This is a genomic window from Corallococcus sp. AB018 (assembly GCF_003986945.1).
In the GTDB taxonomy this organism is placed as follows: Bacteria; Myxococcota; Myxococcia; order Myxococcales; family Myxococcaceae; genus Corallococcus; species Corallococcus exiguus.
On sequence record NZ_RAWR01000082.1, the window covers coordinates 11,474 to 27,598 of the forward strand.

General features: G+C 68.8%; 12 protein-coding genes, 1 tRNA gene and 2 pseudogenes. 7 read left to right on the top strand and 8 right to left on the bottom strand.

All coding sequences use genetic code 11. From position 1 onward, the window contains the following. Positions 1-5: 5 nt before the first annotated feature. Genes D7Y11_RS18700 through D7Y11_RS18715 form a run of 4 tightly spaced genes read right to left on the bottom strand, consistent with a single transcriptional unit; the run spans position 6 to position 7,493 of the window. A complete protein-coding gene (locus D7Y11_RS18700) occupies positions 6-1,499 on the bottom strand; it encodes a TolC family protein (protein ID WP_126934358.1) in 1,494 nt (497 codons plus the stop codon). Further along, a complete protein-coding gene (locus tag D7Y11_RS18705; protein WP_120580025.1) occupies positions 1,496-3,607 on the bottom strand; it encodes an ABC transporter ATP-binding protein in 2,112 nt (703 codons plus the stop codon). Before D7Y11_RS18705 ends, D7Y11_RS18700 begins: the two co-directional genes overlap by 4 nt. After that, the gene (locus tag D7Y11_RS18710; protein ID WP_126934359.1) at positions 3,604-6,333 is read right to left on the bottom strand and encodes an ATP-binding cassette domain-containing protein; all 2,730 of its coding nucleotides are present in this window, start codon (positions 6,331-6,333) and stop codon (positions 3,604-3,606) included. The genes D7Y11_RS18705 and D7Y11_RS18710 overlap by 4 nt, the downstream gene beginning before the upstream one ends. Before the next feature lie 2 nt (positions 6,334-6,335). After that, a complete protein-coding gene (locus tag D7Y11_RS18715) occupies positions 6,336-7,493 on the bottom strand; it encodes an HlyD family secretion protein (protein ID WP_233607328.1) in 1,158 nt (385 codons plus the stop codon). Between the two features lie 607 nt (positions 7,494-8,100). On the opposite strand from D7Y11_RS18715, the gene D7Y11_RS44980 reads away from it, so the two are divergent. Beyond that, positions 8,101-8,226 carry a hypothetical protein gene (locus D7Y11_RS44980; protein ID WP_255424681.1) on the top strand — a complete coding sequence of 42 codons (126 nt, stop codon included), beginning with the start codon at positions 8,101-8,103 and terminating at the stop codon, positions 8,224-8,226. A 630-nt stretch (positions 8,227-8,856) separates the two neighbouring features. Here D7Y11_RS44980 and D7Y11_RS45175 read toward each other — a convergent pair. From D7Y11_RS45175 to D7Y11_RS45185, 3 genes and pseudogenes are all read right to left on the bottom strand, one after another. Then, the gene (locus D7Y11_RS45175; RefSeq protein WP_306770447.1) at positions 8,857-9,216 is read right to left on the bottom strand and encodes a hypothetical protein; all 360 of its coding nucleotides are present in this window, start codon (positions 9,214-9,216) and stop codon (positions 8,857-8,859) included. Between the two features lie 58 nt (positions 9,217-9,274). Then, a pseudogene (locus tag D7Y11_RS45180) lies at positions 9,275-9,520 on the bottom strand (hypothetical protein); the annotation flags it as partial. Then, positions 9,409-9,915: pseudogene (locus D7Y11_RS45185) on the bottom strand (multicopper oxidase domain-containing protein); the annotation flags it as partial. The pseudogenes D7Y11_RS45185 and D7Y11_RS45180, both read right to left, overlap by 112 nt. 201 nt (positions 9,916-10,116) lie before the next feature. On the opposite strand from D7Y11_RS45185, the gene D7Y11_RS18725 reads away from it, so the two are divergent. Then, positions 10,117-10,497 carry a hypothetical protein gene (locus tag D7Y11_RS18725; RefSeq protein ID WP_126934361.1) on the top strand — a complete coding sequence of 127 codons (381 nt, stop codon included), beginning with the start codon at positions 10,117-10,119 and terminating at the stop codon, positions 10,495-10,497. On the opposite strand, the gene D7Y11_RS18730 is transcribed toward D7Y11_RS18725, so the two are convergent. Further along, positions 10,494-11,108, bottom strand: coding sequence for a hypothetical protein (locus D7Y11_RS18730; RefSeq protein WP_120580030.1), 615 nt, complete (start codon positions 11,106-11,108; stop codon positions 10,494-10,496). The two genes, D7Y11_RS18725 and D7Y11_RS18730, sit on opposite strands and share 4 nt — an antisense overlap. A gap of 169 nt (positions 11,109-11,277) precedes the next feature. Between D7Y11_RS18730 and D7Y11_RS18735 the strand changes: the two genes are divergently transcribed. The 5 genes from D7Y11_RS18735 (at position 11,278) to D7Y11_RS18750 (ending at position 16,052) form a co-directional block, all read left to right on the top strand. Further along, positions 11,278-12,750: a hypothetical protein gene (locus D7Y11_RS18735; RefSeq protein WP_126934362.1), complete on the top strand. Its 1,473-nt coding sequence runs from the start codon at positions 11,278-11,280 to the stop codon at positions 12,748-12,750. 30 nt (positions 12,751-12,780) lie between these two features. Beyond that, a complete protein-coding gene (locus tag D7Y11_RS44985) occupies positions 12,781-12,903 on the top strand; it encodes a hypothetical protein (protein WP_255424682.1) in 123 nt (40 codons plus the stop codon). A gap of 149 nt (positions 12,904-13,052) precedes the next feature. Then, a tRNA-Ile gene (locus D7Y11_RS18740) sits at positions 13,053-13,126 on the top strand. 161 nt (positions 13,127-13,287) lie between these two features. Next, entirely contained in the window at positions 13,288-15,663 is a 2,376-nt protein-coding gene (locus tag D7Y11_RS18745) for a hypothetical protein (RefSeq protein WP_126934363.1), read from the top strand. After that, entirely contained in the window at positions 15,660-16,052 is a 393-nt protein-coding gene (locus D7Y11_RS18750) for a YHYH domain-containing protein (RefSeq protein ID WP_126934364.1), read from the top strand. Before D7Y11_RS18745 ends, D7Y11_RS18750 begins: the two co-directional genes overlap by 4 nt. Positions 16,053-16,125: the final 73 nt, after the last annotated feature.

Below are 16,125 nucleotides of genomic sequence, written 5' to 3' on the forward strand. Positions count from 1 at the left end.
GCTTCTCACTCCCGCTCCAGTGTGACGTCGCGCGACCAGGTGCCGCCGAGCGAGCGATAGACCTCGACGCGATGGTTGAGCAGCAGCCGTTGCGCTTGCAGACTTGCGCGCTCGAGCCCGACCAGATTCGTCAGGGCGGAGAGCACCGTCAGATAGTCCGATTGCCCCTGCTCGAAGATCCGCCTCGCCTCGTCCAGGAGCTGCCGCCCGAGCTGGACCTGCGCGCGCAGGCTGCGCAGGCTCGTCGCCTCGTTCTCCTCCTGGACCACGGCATCCTGCACCCGTCCGATCGCGGTGTGCAGCGCGAGCTGGTATTGGACGTGGCGACGCTGGAGCTGGATCGGCAGTCGCAAGTACTCGGTGACTCGCCTTCCATCGAACAGGGCCCAGGTCAGGCCCACCCCGACGACGGACTCGCCCAGGACCGGCTCCTTGAGGCCGTACTTCGAAGCGCCCACGTTGCCCACCAGTTGGATCGTCGGAAGCCAGCTCGCCAGGTTCGCGTTGATGCGGTGCTCGACCTCGGCGACGCGCAGCTCCGCGAGCCGCATCTCGGGCGTGTTCGCGTTCAGGTCGCCCGGCGTTCCGAGTTTCGGAGGGGGCGGGAGATCGGGAAGCTGTCGATCGAGTGGAATGACGTCGTCGGCGGGGCTGGGTACCCGGCCCAGCAGCGCCTTCAGCTCCGAATTCAAGAGCGCGTTCCGGGTGGCGATCAGCGGCACCTGCGATTCGAGGTTCAACAGCAGCTGCTCCTGCTGCAGCACCACGAGCCGGGGCGTGAGGTGCTGCTCGAACCGCGCTCGAATCAGCTGGAGCAGCTCCTTGTTGTAGTCGATCTGCCGCAGCGTGAGGTCCCGGAGCGCGCGGGCCTCGAGGATGTCGAACCAGATCTGGGTGATCCGCACCGCGAGGTCCTGGACGCGGCCCTCGGTGAGCTGCCGCTGCTGCTCGGCGAAGTTCAATCCCGCGCGCCGCTGCGCATCGAGGGCGCCAAACAGGTCGACCTGGTAGGCCACGCCGACACCGACGGTGGCGACGCTGTACTCGGTCCGGGTTGGCGGCGCGGGCGGAACGTTGGCGACGACATGACTCAGCCCCGCCGGGTTCAGGATGCCGACCTGGAGCGGGTACCACCAACCTTGCGGCACGGCGGGGTCGAGCTGGTTCTCGTAGATCAGCTCCCGCGCGTCGCGCAGGGCCAGGTTGTCGCCGAAGCACTCCTGGATGGCCGTGTCGAGAGCCGGATCGGCGAACGCCGTCCACCAGACTGAGTCCTGGGTGACGCGCTCGGCTGGCTGCGCGGGCACGCCCTCCTCCGACGGCCGCGGGCTTGGAACCCCGCCCTCGGGGGCGCTGGACGGTTGGGGCGGCTCGGGGCGCGGATCGACGGCGGTCGAGTAGCTGCTCGGCGCCAGAGGCGGTTCGACGACGACGGGACGGATCAGCTCGCAACCGGAGCAGAGCGTCGCGAGGAGGGCGAGCGTGAATCGAAGTCTCATGGGTGGCTGACGACCACGAGGGCTTTCGCGTGGTTGAGGACGCAGCGCTGCGCGACCCGCATGGTCTCGGGATCGAGGGAGGCGAAGCTCTCATCGAGGATGACCAGCTCGACCCCCTGCAGCAGCGTGCGCGCGATGTAGAGCCGGCTCTTCTCGCCGTGCGAGAGTTGCCAGCCGGTCTCGCCGATCATCTCCTCGAGGCCGGCGGGCATCTTGGCGATCAGCTCGTCCAGCCCGAGCTCCTTGCACAGCGCGGCGGCCTTGGTCCGCAGCTCGGGCGAGGTCGGCCACTCGCGCCCGAGCAGGAGATTGTACGCGAAGCTGCCGGACAGGACGTGGTTCTCGTGGAACTGCGGCGCGGCGGTGATGCGCTTGCGCCAGCCCGAGGAGCCGAACGTCGCGCGGTCCAACGCGTGCAGCAGCATCACACCGCCCTGCGGCGTCCTCAGGCCCGTCAACAGCGACACCAGCGTCGACTTGCCACCGCCCGATGGGCCCTCCAGCAGGATGCGGTCGCCCTGCGCGATCTGGAACGAGCAGTTCTCGAGCACCGGCCGGGTGCGCGCGTCGTGCCGGAAGGTCACGCCCCGCGCCTCGATGAGGGTTCCACCGGCGGCGTCGGTGGGCTTGCCTCCCTCCATTTCGAGAGGGACTTTCGATTCGAGCTCGGGGCGGCCCACCGCGAGCAACAAGTCGCGGATCTGCTCGAACGACACCGCCGCCTGGGAGACCTGCTGGAAGTAGACGGCGACCTCGTCGAAGGCTCGCAGCGCGAGCAAGATGCCGCCCACGGACACCGCCAGCGCGCTCGGATTGGCCGTACCGCTGCTGAACGCCGGCAGCAAGGTCAGCAGGGCGAGCACCAACCAGCCGTCGCGCAGGAGCGCGGTCAGCTGCATGGTCCGGCGATCCATGACCTTCGAGATCTCTGAGTAGGAGCTCAAGCGAACGTCTTCGCCATCATGCCAGCGCTCGAGTGGAAGCTGCGCCAGCCGCGTTCGATGGCCGAGCATGCGCTCGAGCAGGTCGTGGGTGATCTCGACGCGCGCGCTCGACCACGCCCGCTGGACGCCGTAGTGGCGGCGCGCGAGGACGAACGCGACCACGACCCACAGGACGAGCACCATCGCCTGGGGCCACCCTCCCGCCCCGAGCACGAGGATGACGCCCGCCAGGATCAAGTCGACGAGTGACAACACCGCGAGCAGGGCACCGCCGACCGCGAGCTGCTCGACGACCTCGGCCTCGGCGACGCGGCCGAAATGGCGGCCGATGCCGTCGAGCCGCACCTCGTCGGGGGTCAGCTTGAGGGTTCCCGCGAGGAGCTGCTGCTTCAGCAGCGTTCCGAGCCGGATCGAGAACACGCCCTGCCACCACACCTCGAGCATGCGCAGCGGAATCGCGCACGCGATCACGGCGATCCACCCCAGGAACCAGCCGGTCTCGAGGTGGGCCTGGAGCGCGGCGCGACCGAGCAACCAGAACGAGCCAGCCAGCACCAGCGAGAGGAGCGTGTGGCTCACGAGGATGCCGGCGGCGAGCGACGGGATGTCGCCGAGCAGCGTCCGCCGGCTCGCGGTGCGCCTGGGGCGCATGATCCAGCCGGTGCGCAGCTGCGCCTGGCCAAGCCGCTGCAGCAGCATCCGTGAGCGGGCGTGCTCGCGCGCACGGGGCGACATCTCCACGCCGCCGAGCAGCTGGTCCACCTCGGAGACGGTGGCTTCCTGCTCTTCGCGCAGGAGCGCGAGCGCGCTCTTCGTCTGGACCGAAACCGCCGTGGCGTCGCGCGCGAGCAGGCGCAGCTTCCCGCGCCGCGTCCCCAGCAGCACCAGATAGGACGGGACGCCGTCTCGCCGGACCTGGAGGATGCAGGGCGCGGCGCGTTCGAGGACGTCGGGCAGCTCGTGGTAGAGCGGCGTGATCGGCTCGAGCTCCACGCCGAGTCGATCTCCGAGCGCGAACATCCAGACCCGGCTCGGCTCGACGGCCGCCGCGGGCGGAGCGATCTCGCCCGCGGCCCTGCCATAGCCTTGCCTCTGCGCCAGCTGCTCCAGCGCGTCGGGCAGTCGCTCGACCGGCCACAACAGGTCGGAGTGCGAGCGCGTCATCCCGCCAGCTCCAACTTGCCTGCGACGGGCTCCGCGACCGGCGTCTCCACCGGCTTCGGCGCCGGCCTCTCCACCAGCTGGCCGTGCGAAAGCCACCAATGGCGCCAGCTCCCTCCGCCCCAGAGCAGCGTGCGATTCTCCTGGTCGGCGCGAAGGAGCACGGCGTACCGCGACTCCTTGTTCGCGAGCAGCTCCTTCGGCGGCCCGTTCTCGAGGATCCGACCGTTCTCGATCACGAGCACGCGATCGAACTCCTGGGTGTGCTCGACGTCGTGGGTGACACAGAGGAGCGTGATGTCCGCCCAGAGCCGCCGGGACTCGGCGAGGAGCCGCGCGCGCCGGTCGCGATCGAGACCGCGAAAGGGCTCGTCGAGGATGGCCAGGCGCACGCCGGAGCGAAGCATCGCGCGCGCCAGGCGCACGCGCTGACCCTGGCCGCCCGAGACCAGCCCTCCGCCTTCGCCCAACGACGTCTGCAGCCCGTCTGGAAGCGCCTCGAGGATGTCGAGCATCTCGGCGCCCTTGAGCGCCCCCGACAGTGACCAGCCGTGCGCGCCGTCGTTGCCATACCGGAGGTTGTCGATGAGGCTCTGGTTCCAGAGACTGATCGCCGGATCCACCCAGGCCGTGGTGCGCCGCAGCCGCTCGACAGCGGCCTGATCGAGCACCTGCCCGTCGATCTTGATCTCGCCGCGCGCCGGCCGGAGCCAGCCGAGCAAAAGGCCGACCAGCGTCGACTTGCCTGCTCCAGAGACACCGACCACGGCCACGTGCTCGCCGGGGGCGATGTTCAAGGAAACCTTGTCGAGGATGGTGTGACCGCCGCCTTTCACGCGGACCTTCTCCATCACGATCGAAACGCCGCTCGCGGCGTCCGCGGGCGCGACAGGCTCCTGCGCTGGCGCCTCGGGCCGGGCCGGCGGATCCTTGATATCGCCGATGACGTCGAGGAGCCGGCGAACCCGGTTCATCGCATTCGGGAACGCGCGGCTCAGCATCATCAGCCGCTGGCCGAGGATGGGGAAGCGCAGCGCCCAATAGACGACCAACAACACCAGCGAAGCCCGATCGGTGCCCTCGAGGTACGAATAGACGAGCAGCATGACGAGGCCGTAGCTCACCAGCATCAGCCCGCCTTCGAACCCGACCGACAGCGTCTGGAGCCAATAGCGCGCCTTGCTCCAGCTGACGAGCAAGGTCTCCTGCGCGCGGCGCAGCGACCGCTCGGCGCCGTGGATCCGGATCGGCGTGAGCCCGACGAGCGCGTTCAGGGTGAATCCGCTGAGCGCGCCTGAGTGCATCTGCACGCGCAGGTCGGGCTCGAAGAGCAGCTTCTGCGCGACCAGGGGCACGAGCAGCGTGACCGCCGCGAGCGCGAGCACGATGTGCCATGCGTGCGGTGCGGCCCAGATGAGCGCGGCAGTGATGCTCGCGACTTCGAGCGACAGGACCAAGGCCTGCGAGAGCAGGAGCGGCAGCGACCGCATCGCCTGGATGTTGTGCGTGCGAGACGCCATGTCGGAGGCGAGCCGGCTCTGGAAATAGCGGTCCTCCATCTCGGGGAGCTTCTCGAAATACGCCTTCCGCAGCCGCACCTCGAGCCGGCGGCCGATGCCGAGCAATCCCAATGAAATGGGGATTTGGATGAGCATGAAGCAGAGCGCGACGCCCGCGAGAACGGCCATGCCCGTCGCACGCTGCGCGAACGTGCCGAGGTCGCGCCCCAGGTCGAGCACGCCACGGAGCATCAGCGCTTGCAGGATCCGCCCGAAGGTGGCGAACACCAGTCCCACCGCAATCAGGCCCGGAACGACCCACGAATCTTCGCCTCGCAGGCGGAGCAGCGTTCGCGCCGGGCTCACCTGCCTGGCGACGAGCTCCGTCGCCAGGTCGCTCGCGAGCACGGCTCTCGGCGCGTCTTCGCCCGCGCTCGAAGCCTCGCGCCAACCGCGAACCCGCATCAGCACCGCGCCGGCCATCGACAACTCGCCCTCCACCTCGGGGTTGGGGCGAACGGACCAATAGGCAGCGGGAATGGGCACTTCGCCGGAATCGTCCTTCGCCATCATGGATTGCAGCAGACCCGCCGCCGTCCGGCCTCGCCGGACGGCGCCCGCGCGGATCATCGCTTCGGACGCCCGGCACGCGGCGTCGAGCCTGGCGATCGACAGATGCCCGGGGTCCTCGAGTGCCCGGGCAACCAGCGCCCGCGCCTCGGTCTCACCCAGCTCCAGCAGGCGGCGCTCGAACGTCGCGACCGCCTCCTCGGACCCAGCCCATTCGCGCCAGCCGGTCGCCGGGACGGACGTGGTGTGCTGGTACAGGTGGCTCAGCAGCGTCGAAATCCGGGTCCAGTGACGGCCCGCCGCCGGGTCCATGACCTGGATGAACGGGCCGACGCGATTCCACAGCACCACGAAGTGCGGCCGTCCTCCCGCGCTGAGCGTGACGATGATGGCGGGAAGCGCCTTGGCTTCGGGGACCACCACGTGATCGAGCGGAAGCATCACCTGCTCGGAGTCGAGCCCGAGCTGGTTCGCGACTTCATCCAAGGTGACGATCGAGGTGCCATCGACGTCCGTCTGACACACTTCGCGAAGGACGCGATAGTTGAGCTCGGCGCCCATCCCCGCGAACAGGCTCTTGAGTGAAGCGGGGCCGCAATCCGTCGCCGAGATCTGGATCACCTCGGGAATGATCGAGCGCCGGCGCCTGGGAGGAGTCATGGTCAGCGTGCCTCGGCTTCGGGCCGAAACACGGTCGTGGGCCCTTCTTCAGGCTGCGGATTCCATTCGCCGACCGCCCGCATCAGCAGCGCGACAGGCGACGCCCGCGCGACCTCGACCTCCACCACCAGGGTCATGCCGTGGCGCAGCTGGATGCGAGGATCGTCCGGCGGTGCGAACTTGAGCTCGACGCGCACCGTACCGGGGATGGCCTCGGGCGTGGCGGTCTGGCCGGGCTCGGTCCCGACGGCCGTCACCCTGGCGGGGACCGTCCCGTAGATGGTCATCGGGTAGCCGTCGAGCTTGAGGCGCGCCGTTTGACCGGGCTGGATCAATCCGACGACCTCCTTCGGGAAACGGGCGCGCACCCGCACCTCGGCATCGCTCGCGACGATGGTGCCGACCCGCTGCCCGTCGGCGATGAACGCTCCCGCGCCGAGCTCCGCCACGTCGACCAGGTGGCCCGTGGCCGGCGCCCGATACAGCTTCCGCTCGATCTGGTACTCAAGGCGGTCGATGGTGCCCTGGAGGTCCCGGATCCGCCCCTCGGCGCCCAGCTCCTCGCGCTCGAGCGCCAGCAGCTGCGCGGCGAGGGCTTGACGGCGCACGTTCTGCTCGTGCCGCAGTCGGGTGAGCGCCAGGCCCTGCGCCGTCTGCGCGAAGCGGAGCGCGTCGACATCGGTCGTGCGCTCGAGCTTCTCCATCTCCGAGACCGAGCCCGTCGGGCTCTTGAGGGCCAGCTGCTCGCGTTCCACCGCGAGCCGGTGCCTGGGCGCGAGCTCCTGCTCCCTCCCCAGCGCCTCCTTGACCGCGACCTCGTCCACCCGTGCCGTCAAAGCCGCCTCTTCGCGCTTGTTGGTGATCTGCTGACGGATGATGGCGAGCTCCTTCTCGGTCGCGGAGAGCGTCGCCTTACTCCGCTCGAGTTCGAGGCGCTCGACCCGTGCGTCGAACTCGATGAGAAGGTCGCCTTCCTTGACCTCCTGGTCGAGTTTGAGCAGCGAGAGCACGACCCTGCCCGCGCTGGGCGGCTCGATGCGATGGACGGCGTTGTGTGGCTCGATCCGGGCCTGTGAGCTGGCCTTGACGAGCGGGACCTTGGCGAACAGCGACCAGGCGATGAGCCCGCCAGCGCACAACACCATCAGAGCGACGAACACGAGGCGCGTGTCCGACTCGTAGTTCAGGGAACGAAGGGTCCGCTCGAAGGGATATGCCATGGTCCGCGAACCAAAGTCGCCTTAATGGTCGCGCCGTGTCAACACCTCGGCCCCTGCTTTGTGATTCACGCCCCCATTGGATGAATACAGGCGCCACGATGCGACGCGGGACTTCGTCCGCATCGCCGCAATGCGTTGCACATTAATCCTTGGTTCGATTTGACATCCAGCTTTGAGTACACGTAGCGTTCAATTCGAAAGGAGGCACGACATGAAGATCAAGATCCACGTTCGCGGCGGCCCGAAGGCGCGTTAGTAGTGATGCGTTTTGACGCCAGCTGCCGAGGCTGGTCGTTCCTCGTTTCCGATTATCAGAGGGGGGTTGATGGGGATTTTCCATCAGCCCCTCTTCTCATTTCTGGCAACGTCTTGATTTGGGCCGTACCTCAACCCCAACCTTGCAAGTCGGGCAGGTTCGCTCGCCATTTGTCCCTGCTCCGCCGTGTGCCGCGCAAGAATTGATGAGCGAATCGGCCTGCTTGGAATGACTTAGCACCCTCCTCCGACCTGCTGAGTCAGCCACCCTCGGCTGGTCATCACGGTTTCAATGTTTCAATGGCAACAGCTCGCCTCCATCCAGGGGCTGCACGTCACCTTCACCGACGCCAACAAGGACGGCCTCGCCGACGCGCTGCACTACAGCCCAGGCAGCGGCTGTGACGGGCCGGGGTAATGGATCGCAGTCGGGTCACCCAAGCTGTTCGTAGCGGAGTCGGCCAAGCGGATCGCGACGGGGTCGGCCAAGCGGATCGCAGTCCGGAGCCGTTGGGGCAGCGGTCGCACGCCCGGCGTGGCGCGGGCCTCTACAGCACCTGCGAGGAGCACCTGCCCCAGCACCGCGCCGACCTGCGCCACCGCAGGAGGCACGCGCGGCGCAGCTGGGCGAGGAGGTGCTCACGTACGTGCGTGCCGTCTTCGACTCCGACGACGTGCTGTCGCAGCTGCGCGCGGTGCAGGCCATCGCCACGCACCTGGAAGGCTTCCCGCCCGAGCGCGCACGCGCGGCCGCCCGGCGAGCCCACTACTACGGCACGTACAGCTACGGAGGCCTCAAGAACCTCCTGCGCCAGGGGCTGGACCTGCACAGCCGCTGCCGCTGGCGCTCGCCTCCCCGGCGAGCTTCACCGCCAACGCGGCGCATGAGCGGTACGAAGCGCAGGCTGGCAAGGAGGGGGCCGGGGAGACCGAGCACCAGGAGCGCTCCCTGCAGAGGGGTTAGTCGACCTCTCCGCAAGCGGGCGGATGGGACCGGCGGGGATCATCCTCGAAGTACCGCTACAGCGATCCTTGAGCGGCTGAACAGTCAAGCCGGTGAGCCGGGCTCCACCGGTGCCGGGGCATCCACGTCGATGCCGTCCCGGCGCAGCGACTCCGCGCCCGCCGCCTCGGCCAGCGTGCCTGGCGGGTTGTCATACCAACCCGGGTCCTTGTAGCCGTCCAGTCGCGCACGGACCTTGAGCACGGTGAACATGCCGCCCATGGTGATGAAGTCGTGCTTGCCCTGGCGCCCCACCATGGGGATGGAATTGGGCGGGACAGGCATCCCCATCTCGCCCATCCCCGCCATGCCCGTCTGGCCCATCGTCATGTAGCCGGGCAGCAGCGCGCGCACCTTCGCGTCCAGCCCACCCGGTTTCACGCCAATCATGTTGGGGAAGGCCATGGCCCATCTGGTTCATCAGGTGGTGCGTCATATGGCAATGCAGGGCCCAGTCGCCGGGCGCGTCCGCCACGAACTCGATGGCGCGTGCGCTGCCCACGGGGACGAGCACCGTCGTCTCCGGCTGCCGCGCGGACTCTGGAACAGGCCCGCCGTCCGTCTCGGTGATGCGGAAGTGATAGCCATGCTGCCGTGCCAGTGCACGGTGGTGGGCGTGGGCAGCCGGTTGGTGACGTAGATGCGCACCCGGTCCCCCTCTACCGCCTCGATGGTGGGCCCATGGACCCGGCCGTTGTAACCCCAGCAGAAGGCCTTCAGCCCGGGCGCGAACTCATGCTCCACCTCCTCGGCCACCAGGTGGAAGACCTTCACGCCGTCCACCACCTTCCACGGCAGCTTGGAGCCATTGGGCACCACCACGGGCTGGTAGTCCCGGCCGGGCATCCCGGGGCGCGGCCCGCGAGTCCCCTGGGCTTCCGGCCGGGCGCGAGCCTCGGAGCCGCTCAGCAGCATCGCGCCACCCGTGAGGGTAGCGCCCGCTGTCGCCAGCATGCTTCGCCGGGTCAGGGTTCCCATTCCTCCCGCCTCAGGAAGGCTTCCAGGGGGTGCCCTGCGCTCCGAGGTTCCGGGGACGTCCTCCTCGCGAACCGGAGCGTGCGCGGACTCAGTCGTTCGGGTGCTCATGGGGGACCTCGTGGCCATGCTGTGATGGCAGCCAGGAAGAGGACCCGTGTCGATGTCCCGCGGTCCATGAGGTTCACCACCTCACGGCCCCGAGGAATGATGCCGCCTCACGCGGCGAGCCACCGCCTCCCCCCACGTCCCACTCTGGCCTGGCCAGGCCGGCCTCCAGCTCCGGCAGCAGCTTTTCCTTGGGGAAGTTCGAGCCTGGGAGGAACTGCCATGAGGAAGCTTGGATACGGTCTGCTCATCACCACGGGACTGCTCTTTGGACCGCTCGCCGGAGCCCAAGGCACTGGGCAGGCACCCAACCCGGAGCGACAGACGAACGCGCCCGCGCAGCAGCAATCTGGCTGTCCCTGCGGAATGATGGGCGGCGGGATGATGGGCCATGGCATGGGCGGAGCGGGAATGCACTGCCCCATGCACGGAATGGCGGACGTGAAGGTGGAGCAGACGCGGACCGGGGCCCTTCTGCGGCTCACCGCGAAGAACCCCGGCCAGGTCGAGGAGGTCCAGCGCATGGCGGAAGGGATGCAGCGCTGCATGAGCGGAAGCGGCACCCCACAGCAGGGGCACCCGTCCCCGTCAGAGTCCCGTTAAAGGGAGAACCTCACGCCCACCCGTTCATGCAGCAGATGAACGCTCGTGCCGAGCACCCGCACGTAGGTATAGGCAGCGGCCACATTGAGCGAGAACCATCGGTTGGGGTGCCACTCCACCCCGGCCCAGACCTCCGGGAAAGCGCCCAGGCGCGACTCGAAGTTGGGATCCGACTCCCCGTCATCGTCATCGAAGTCGAGGTCGAGCGATTGCACGGTGGTGACGAGAGGGAGCCCCAGAAACTCCCTGCCCGCTCCCGCGGCTCCGAGCTTCAGCCCGGCACCGAGGTACGGAACCCATCGCTGGTCCGCATCGCCGCGCCAGCGGTAGAGCAGCCCCGGGGTGACGCCCAGCTCGGAGAAGGTGGAATCCCCGGAGCCGCCGACCCCCACCTCCAGCGGCAGACGGAACGCCCACCGGGAACCGAGATCCACCTGGAACGCGGCCTGGAGGCTGACGCCTACCGCGACCCGGCCGCCCGAGAACGCCTGAACGGGCCCCAGTGAGAGGGGCTCCAGGTTGACTCCCGCACCGAAATAGCCTGAGCGCGGCACGTCACCCGCGGGCGCGGTCGATGCGAGGACGACGACAAGAAGAGGTACGAGCGTCACTTCATCTCCAGAGGGTCAGAAAGAAGTCTCGGGCCAGCCGAGGGGGGACGGAGCCACCACCCCGACTCTACCGGGTCACCGCGTCAACCGTTGCATTCCGCTCTCACGGAAGGGACTCGCGGGCAGTGACCCGTCAGGGGGACAGGGAGTAGATCCAGGCGCTGTCCAGATGAGATTCTATTTCCGTTGCGCCTCGCTGTTCGTGATGGGACTGGCCCTGTGTGAGTTCGGCTGCGCGGTCTGCCCCCTGGGGGTGGCCCCCTCCCCGCGGAATCCGATCGCGGGGGCTTCGAGCATCATGCGCTGGAGCAAGCCCCAGCGGCTCTCCGCCGGGCCGTCGCTTTCGTGGGAGCACACGCGCGTGGCGGCGGGCCCCTCCGGGAGCGCCTTCGCCGTCTTCGCGCATGTCACGACCCAGAACGCGCCCCACGACTACACGGCGATCTACGCCAGCCGTTATGACGCCACGTCCGACACATGGACGCCCGAGCAGCCGCTCCAATCCCAACCCGGCAACCTTCTGCGGAGCAGTCTGGCCGCGGATGAGCAGGGAAATGCGCTCGCTGTCTGGCTTCAGCAGACCCCGGCTGGCAACACCTTCTTCGCAAGCCACTTTTCGGCGGCGACAGGCCAATGGAGCCTCGCGCTACAGCTCACGTTCCCCGTTGACGACACACCCACCATGCGCCTGGCCATGTCCCCCACGGGCGATGCGGTCTTCGTCTGGACAACCCTCTGCAAAACGCTGTGCAAGCCCGCCGAGCACCGGGTGATGGCCATGCGCTATGGGGTGGCCAGCAACCGGTGGGTCCAGCCGCCGGTGCCCCTCAATTCGGCGCGTGACACCCCGTCTCTCTGGCCCGCCGCCGCCCTCGACGCGAACGCTAACGCGCTCGTGCAGTGGCAGCAGGCGGACACCCGCGGGACCCAGGCCATTCATGGCAGCACGTACAACGCCGACACGTTCCAGTGGTGTGGCGATGCCATCCTGAGCCGGACGAACTACGGCGCGGCCACGACGCCCGCCATCGCCATGGACGCGGCGGGCAACGCGCTCGCCGTCTGGCCACAGCACTTCTCGACGCTGAGCGGCGAACTGATGCAGGGAATCGACGCACGCCGCTACGACCGCAAGAGCAACGCATGGCAGCCCGCCGAGCGCATCGATTCGCACATCTCCGACTACGGAGGCATGTTCAACCCGTCCATCGTCGTCGCGACGAACACGGGCGACGCACTGGCCGGCTGGCTGTACATCCCCCACCCTCCGCCCCTCACCGGGGCCGCCGAGGGGCGCGTGTACATCGCGGCGAACGAGGCCTGGGACATCCGTCCGCGCTTCGACCGCAGCGTCGACCCGAACAACCCTCGGCTCGGAGGCACCGTGACTGGCGGATATCCGGTGCTCGCCTCCGACCCGGCCGGTGATCAGGTCGCTCTCTGGGCACAGTCCGACCACACAGCCTGGGCGAGCTACCAATATGCCCCTGGCAACTTCCGCCCGCCGGAACCCCTGCGGTCCGCGCCGGGAGCTGTCGTGGGCGCCATCACGGGAGCCATGGAGCTGAATGGACATGCAACGGCGGTGTGGATTGAGACCGCCGCGGATGGCGACAACCTCTGGGTCGCGCGCTACCAGTAGCGGTGACTCGTTCGAGGGGCCTCAGATGGCATGGTGACCATCAACGGTGGCGACAACGCGTTCGCCACCAAGTTCGAGGAGCGCTTCCCCACCGAGCAGGTCTGGCAGAACGAGTACGACGCCTCTATGGCCCTGCGCGACGACGACATTTGAGCCGCCGGGCCAGGGCCTGCCGCCCCTCGGCCGGGCAGGCGCCGGCGCCAGGGCTGGGAGGGAGACCTCGTGCTGTCAGGACGTCCCTCCTCCCCCGTCCGAAGTTCTTGCGGTCACGGCCCTGGCCCGGTATACGGGCGGGGCTTCACGGCCAGGTAGCTCACCTGGTTAGAGCGGCGGTCTCATAATCCGCAGGTAGTCAGTTCAAGTCTGACCCTGGCCATCAAGCAGCCCCGGAGTCACTTTCCCAAGTGATTTCGGGGCTTTTTTCATGCCCCGTGCCCGCCCGTCCCCCTTCCGGGGGATTGCCAGGGCCCCTCCCAGCACGGTCCGATTCCCCCTGTCCCGACGCGCAGCACCCACGCTCCGGGGGGAGTCCGCACGATGCTGGACGAGGAAATCCACTCGAAGGCCCGGGCCGCGGCCGTCCGCTGGGCGCGCTGGCGGCTGGGCCCCCTTGGTTTCGCGGACCTCATCACCCGGGTCGACGCGTCCGTGCTCCGCTACGGGCGGCTCGTCACCCGGTACGCCGTCCGCACCGGCACCTGGACGGCGGAGGCCTATGCGGGCGGCACGAACACGGCCCGGAGCTCCCGCTCCACGCCCCCAGTCTCACTCGACACACTGGACCTGTGGAGCGCGTCTCCGGAGGCATTGGCCGAAAAGTCATCCCACCTTGCCGTGTGCGGGGACTGCCAGGGCGCCGGAGCGGTGACGTGCCCCACGTGCAGTGGCTCCCTTCGCGCGAGCTGCTCCGGCTGCGGCGGATCCGGCCGGCGGATGAGCCGGGCGCGCAAGAGCTACCGGATGGTGAACTGCACGGAGTGCCGGGGAAAGGGCACGAAGAAGTGCGTCCGCTGCACGAAGGGCATGGTGGGCTGCCACACCTGCCGGGGCTCGGGGACGCTCCGCCGGTGGCTGAAGGTCTCGACCGTCGAACGCACCCAGGTGCGCGCGTGGCCGGATGCGAAGGCCGTCTCCGCGCACAAGGGCCTGTTGGAGGATTCGAAGCGAGCACTCCAATGGCCGGGAGCGCGTGCCCTGGATTCCGTGGACCACGCAGGTCCCCTGCCCGGCTCCGCGCTGGGAGATGAGGCCCGGTCCACGGGCTTCATCGCCGCGCGTTCCTCGCTGGAGCCCGAGCTCGAACCACTGCGCGGGAGAATCCTTTCCCAGTCATTGGATGTCTTTGAAGCCCCGTCCGCGACCGTCTGTTTCGAATTCGCGGGCAGGCCGGGTTTCATCCACCTGCTGGGACGCGACCTCCAACCCACCAAGGCCCGCGACACCTCCGCCTTCCACCGGCGCGTCGGGGCCCTGATGGGCGTGGCCATGGCGGGCTTCTTCGGCATGCCCTTCCTGGTCTCCGCCTTCATCGGACGGCACGCGTTCTACGCGGAGCCGGATCAGAGCGCGCTCGCCATGTTGGCGATCTTCGGACTCTGGCCCGGGACCTGGTGGTGGGCCGCGACCGCGCTGCGCCGTCGACGCGCCAGTGGCGCGAAGTCCCCCGCGCGATGGCACGACCGGATTGGCATCGGGCTGACAGGACTCTGCGCGCTCGTCCTCGCCGGATGCTTCCTCTTCATCCGTCCTTCGGTCCCGGAGCTGGTCCGCCTGACGGCCACTGGCCAGCTCCGTCAAGCCGAGCTGCATGCCGACCTGCTGGAGGCCCGCGGTGAATCCAGCCCCGAGTACATCGAGGCACGGAACGCGTTCGTGCTCGCGCGCCTCCAGGGCATGGACAATCGCGACGCCGTGAAGCTCATCCGCCACTACGCGGGCTCCGGTCAAGGCACCGGGCCGCTGGAGGCCGAACGCGTGAAGCTGCGCGAGGCCTGGGCGCGCTCCGCGCTGGAGCGAGGCGAGGAGGCACCGGTGGAGGCGGAGCTGACGGCCCTGTCCTCCGAGCGTGCTCCGGCCTCCGTCATGGACGGACTTCGCGCGAAGCTGGAGGACTTCCGCATCGCGAAGGGCAAGGCCGCGCTGGAGAAGGGAGACCTGGCCGAGGCCATCCAGGTCCTGTCTCGCATCCAGGCCCGAACGCTCGTCTCCGAACGTCCCGAGCCGCTGATCACCCAGGCTCACCTGCGGCAGGAACACGCATGCCCTGCCCGCGATGTTCGCTGCCGCGCCACGGCCCTCCACGCCGCGGTGGCGGTCGACACGGGTGAAACGGCGCGGACGGCCCTTGCCTCCTTCCGAGGCGCGGAGCTCACCCGGATGGCAGCGGCCACGGCCCACTCGGGAGGGCTCGGCGCTTCGCTGCGCGAGCTGCGAACCGCGGACGAGGATGTAGGCGCACTGCTCTCGGTGCTCGGAAGCGACGCTGAAATGACCGCCGCGAGGGCCGCGCTCCTCGGCCGCAGGGAGGCGTTGCTGAGCAATCGCTTTCCCCTCGGTGAACCCGTGGAGGTCGCCCAGGCACAGCTTGGTCCCTCCGGACTGGAGATGCAGCGCTCGGACGTGTTTCGTGTGGTGGACACGCCCCCGGGGACGCTCACGTACCTGTTCGTCGATCAGGGCATGACCCGTGGCCTCTATGTCACCGCGCCTGACCATGGTCAGGCGGGGCTGTCGCCCGCGGCGCTCCAGATTGCCGCGAAGCGATTCACGGGCCAGGAGTTCGCCGCGAAGGACCTCGTGCATGCGGGCAAGGGCGTGGTCCATGTAACGGTGCGCCTGGGCCGGCACACGGCCCTGTTGGGATGGCACGACGACACGCTGGTCGAAGCACAGATGGGACGGGTGGAGCCATGAGACTCGGCAGGAAGGTGGCGCTGGGCCTGGGTGTCGTCGCGGGGTTGGTGTGTTCACACCTCGCGTGGGCCCATCCGGGGCGGACCAACAGCTCCGGCTGTCACAACGTACGGGCCACGGGGGGCTATCACTGCCACGGTGGTGGAGGAGGCGGCGGCGGCGGTGGATGGCGGGAGCTCGAGGAGACACCCACGCGCGTGAAGGTCATCGCCATTCCGCGCGCCCGCGTGTGGATCAACGGCGCATTCGTAGGCATGTCCCCGACACCGGCGGTCCGCATCGACGGAACGAAGGTCCAGGTCCTGCTGGAGCACGCCGCGCTGGGCCGCCACGAGACGACCGCGACCATCGACGCAGGGGGGACGACCGCGCTGACGGTGAGGTGGTAGGCGGGCCGCCGGCAGGCCTGTCCCAGGGGCGAAACGTCCACGTCCGAAAACGGCCAGACATCCAGGGCCCGCC

Coding starts and splice junctions, on each gene's coding strand:
- D7Y11_RS18705 (WP_120580025.1), bottom strand. CDS start 3,607: ATGACGCGCTCGCACTCCGACCTGTTGTGGCCGGTCGAGCGACTGCCC.
- D7Y11_RS18710 (WP_126934359.1), bottom strand. CDS start 6,333: ATGACTCCTCCCAGGCGCCGGCGCTCGATCATTCCCGAGGTGATCCAG.
- D7Y11_RS18750 (WP_126934364.1), top strand. CDS start 15,660: ATGAGACTCGGCAGGAAGGTGGCGCTGGGCCTGGGTGTCGTCGCGGGG.
- D7Y11_RS45175 (WP_306770447.1), bottom strand. CDS start 9,216: ATGGCCTTCCCCAACATGATTGGCGTGAAACCGGGTGGGCTGGACGCG.
- D7Y11_RS18735 (WP_126934362.1), top strand. CDS start 11,278: ATGAGATTCTATTTCCGTTGCGCCTCGCTGTTCGTGATGGGACTGGCC.
- D7Y11_RS44980 (WP_255424681.1), top strand. CDS start 8,101: ATGTTTCAATGGCAACAGCTCGCCTCCATCCAGGGGCTGCACGTCACC.
- D7Y11_RS18745 (WP_126934363.1), top strand. CDS start 13,288: ATGCTGGACGAGGAAATCCACTCGAAGGCCCGGGCCGCGGCCGTCCGC.
- D7Y11_RS18700 (WP_126934358.1), bottom strand. CDS start 1,499: ATGAGACTTCGATTCACGCTCGCCCTCCTCGCGACGCTCTGCTCCGGT.
- D7Y11_RS18725 (WP_126934361.1), top strand. CDS start 10,117: ATGAGGAAGCTTGGATACGGTCTGCTCATCACCACGGGACTGCTCTTT.
- D7Y11_RS44985 (WP_255424682.1), top strand. CDS start 12,781: ATGGTGACCATCAACGGTGGCGACAACGCGTTCGCCACCAAGTTCGAG.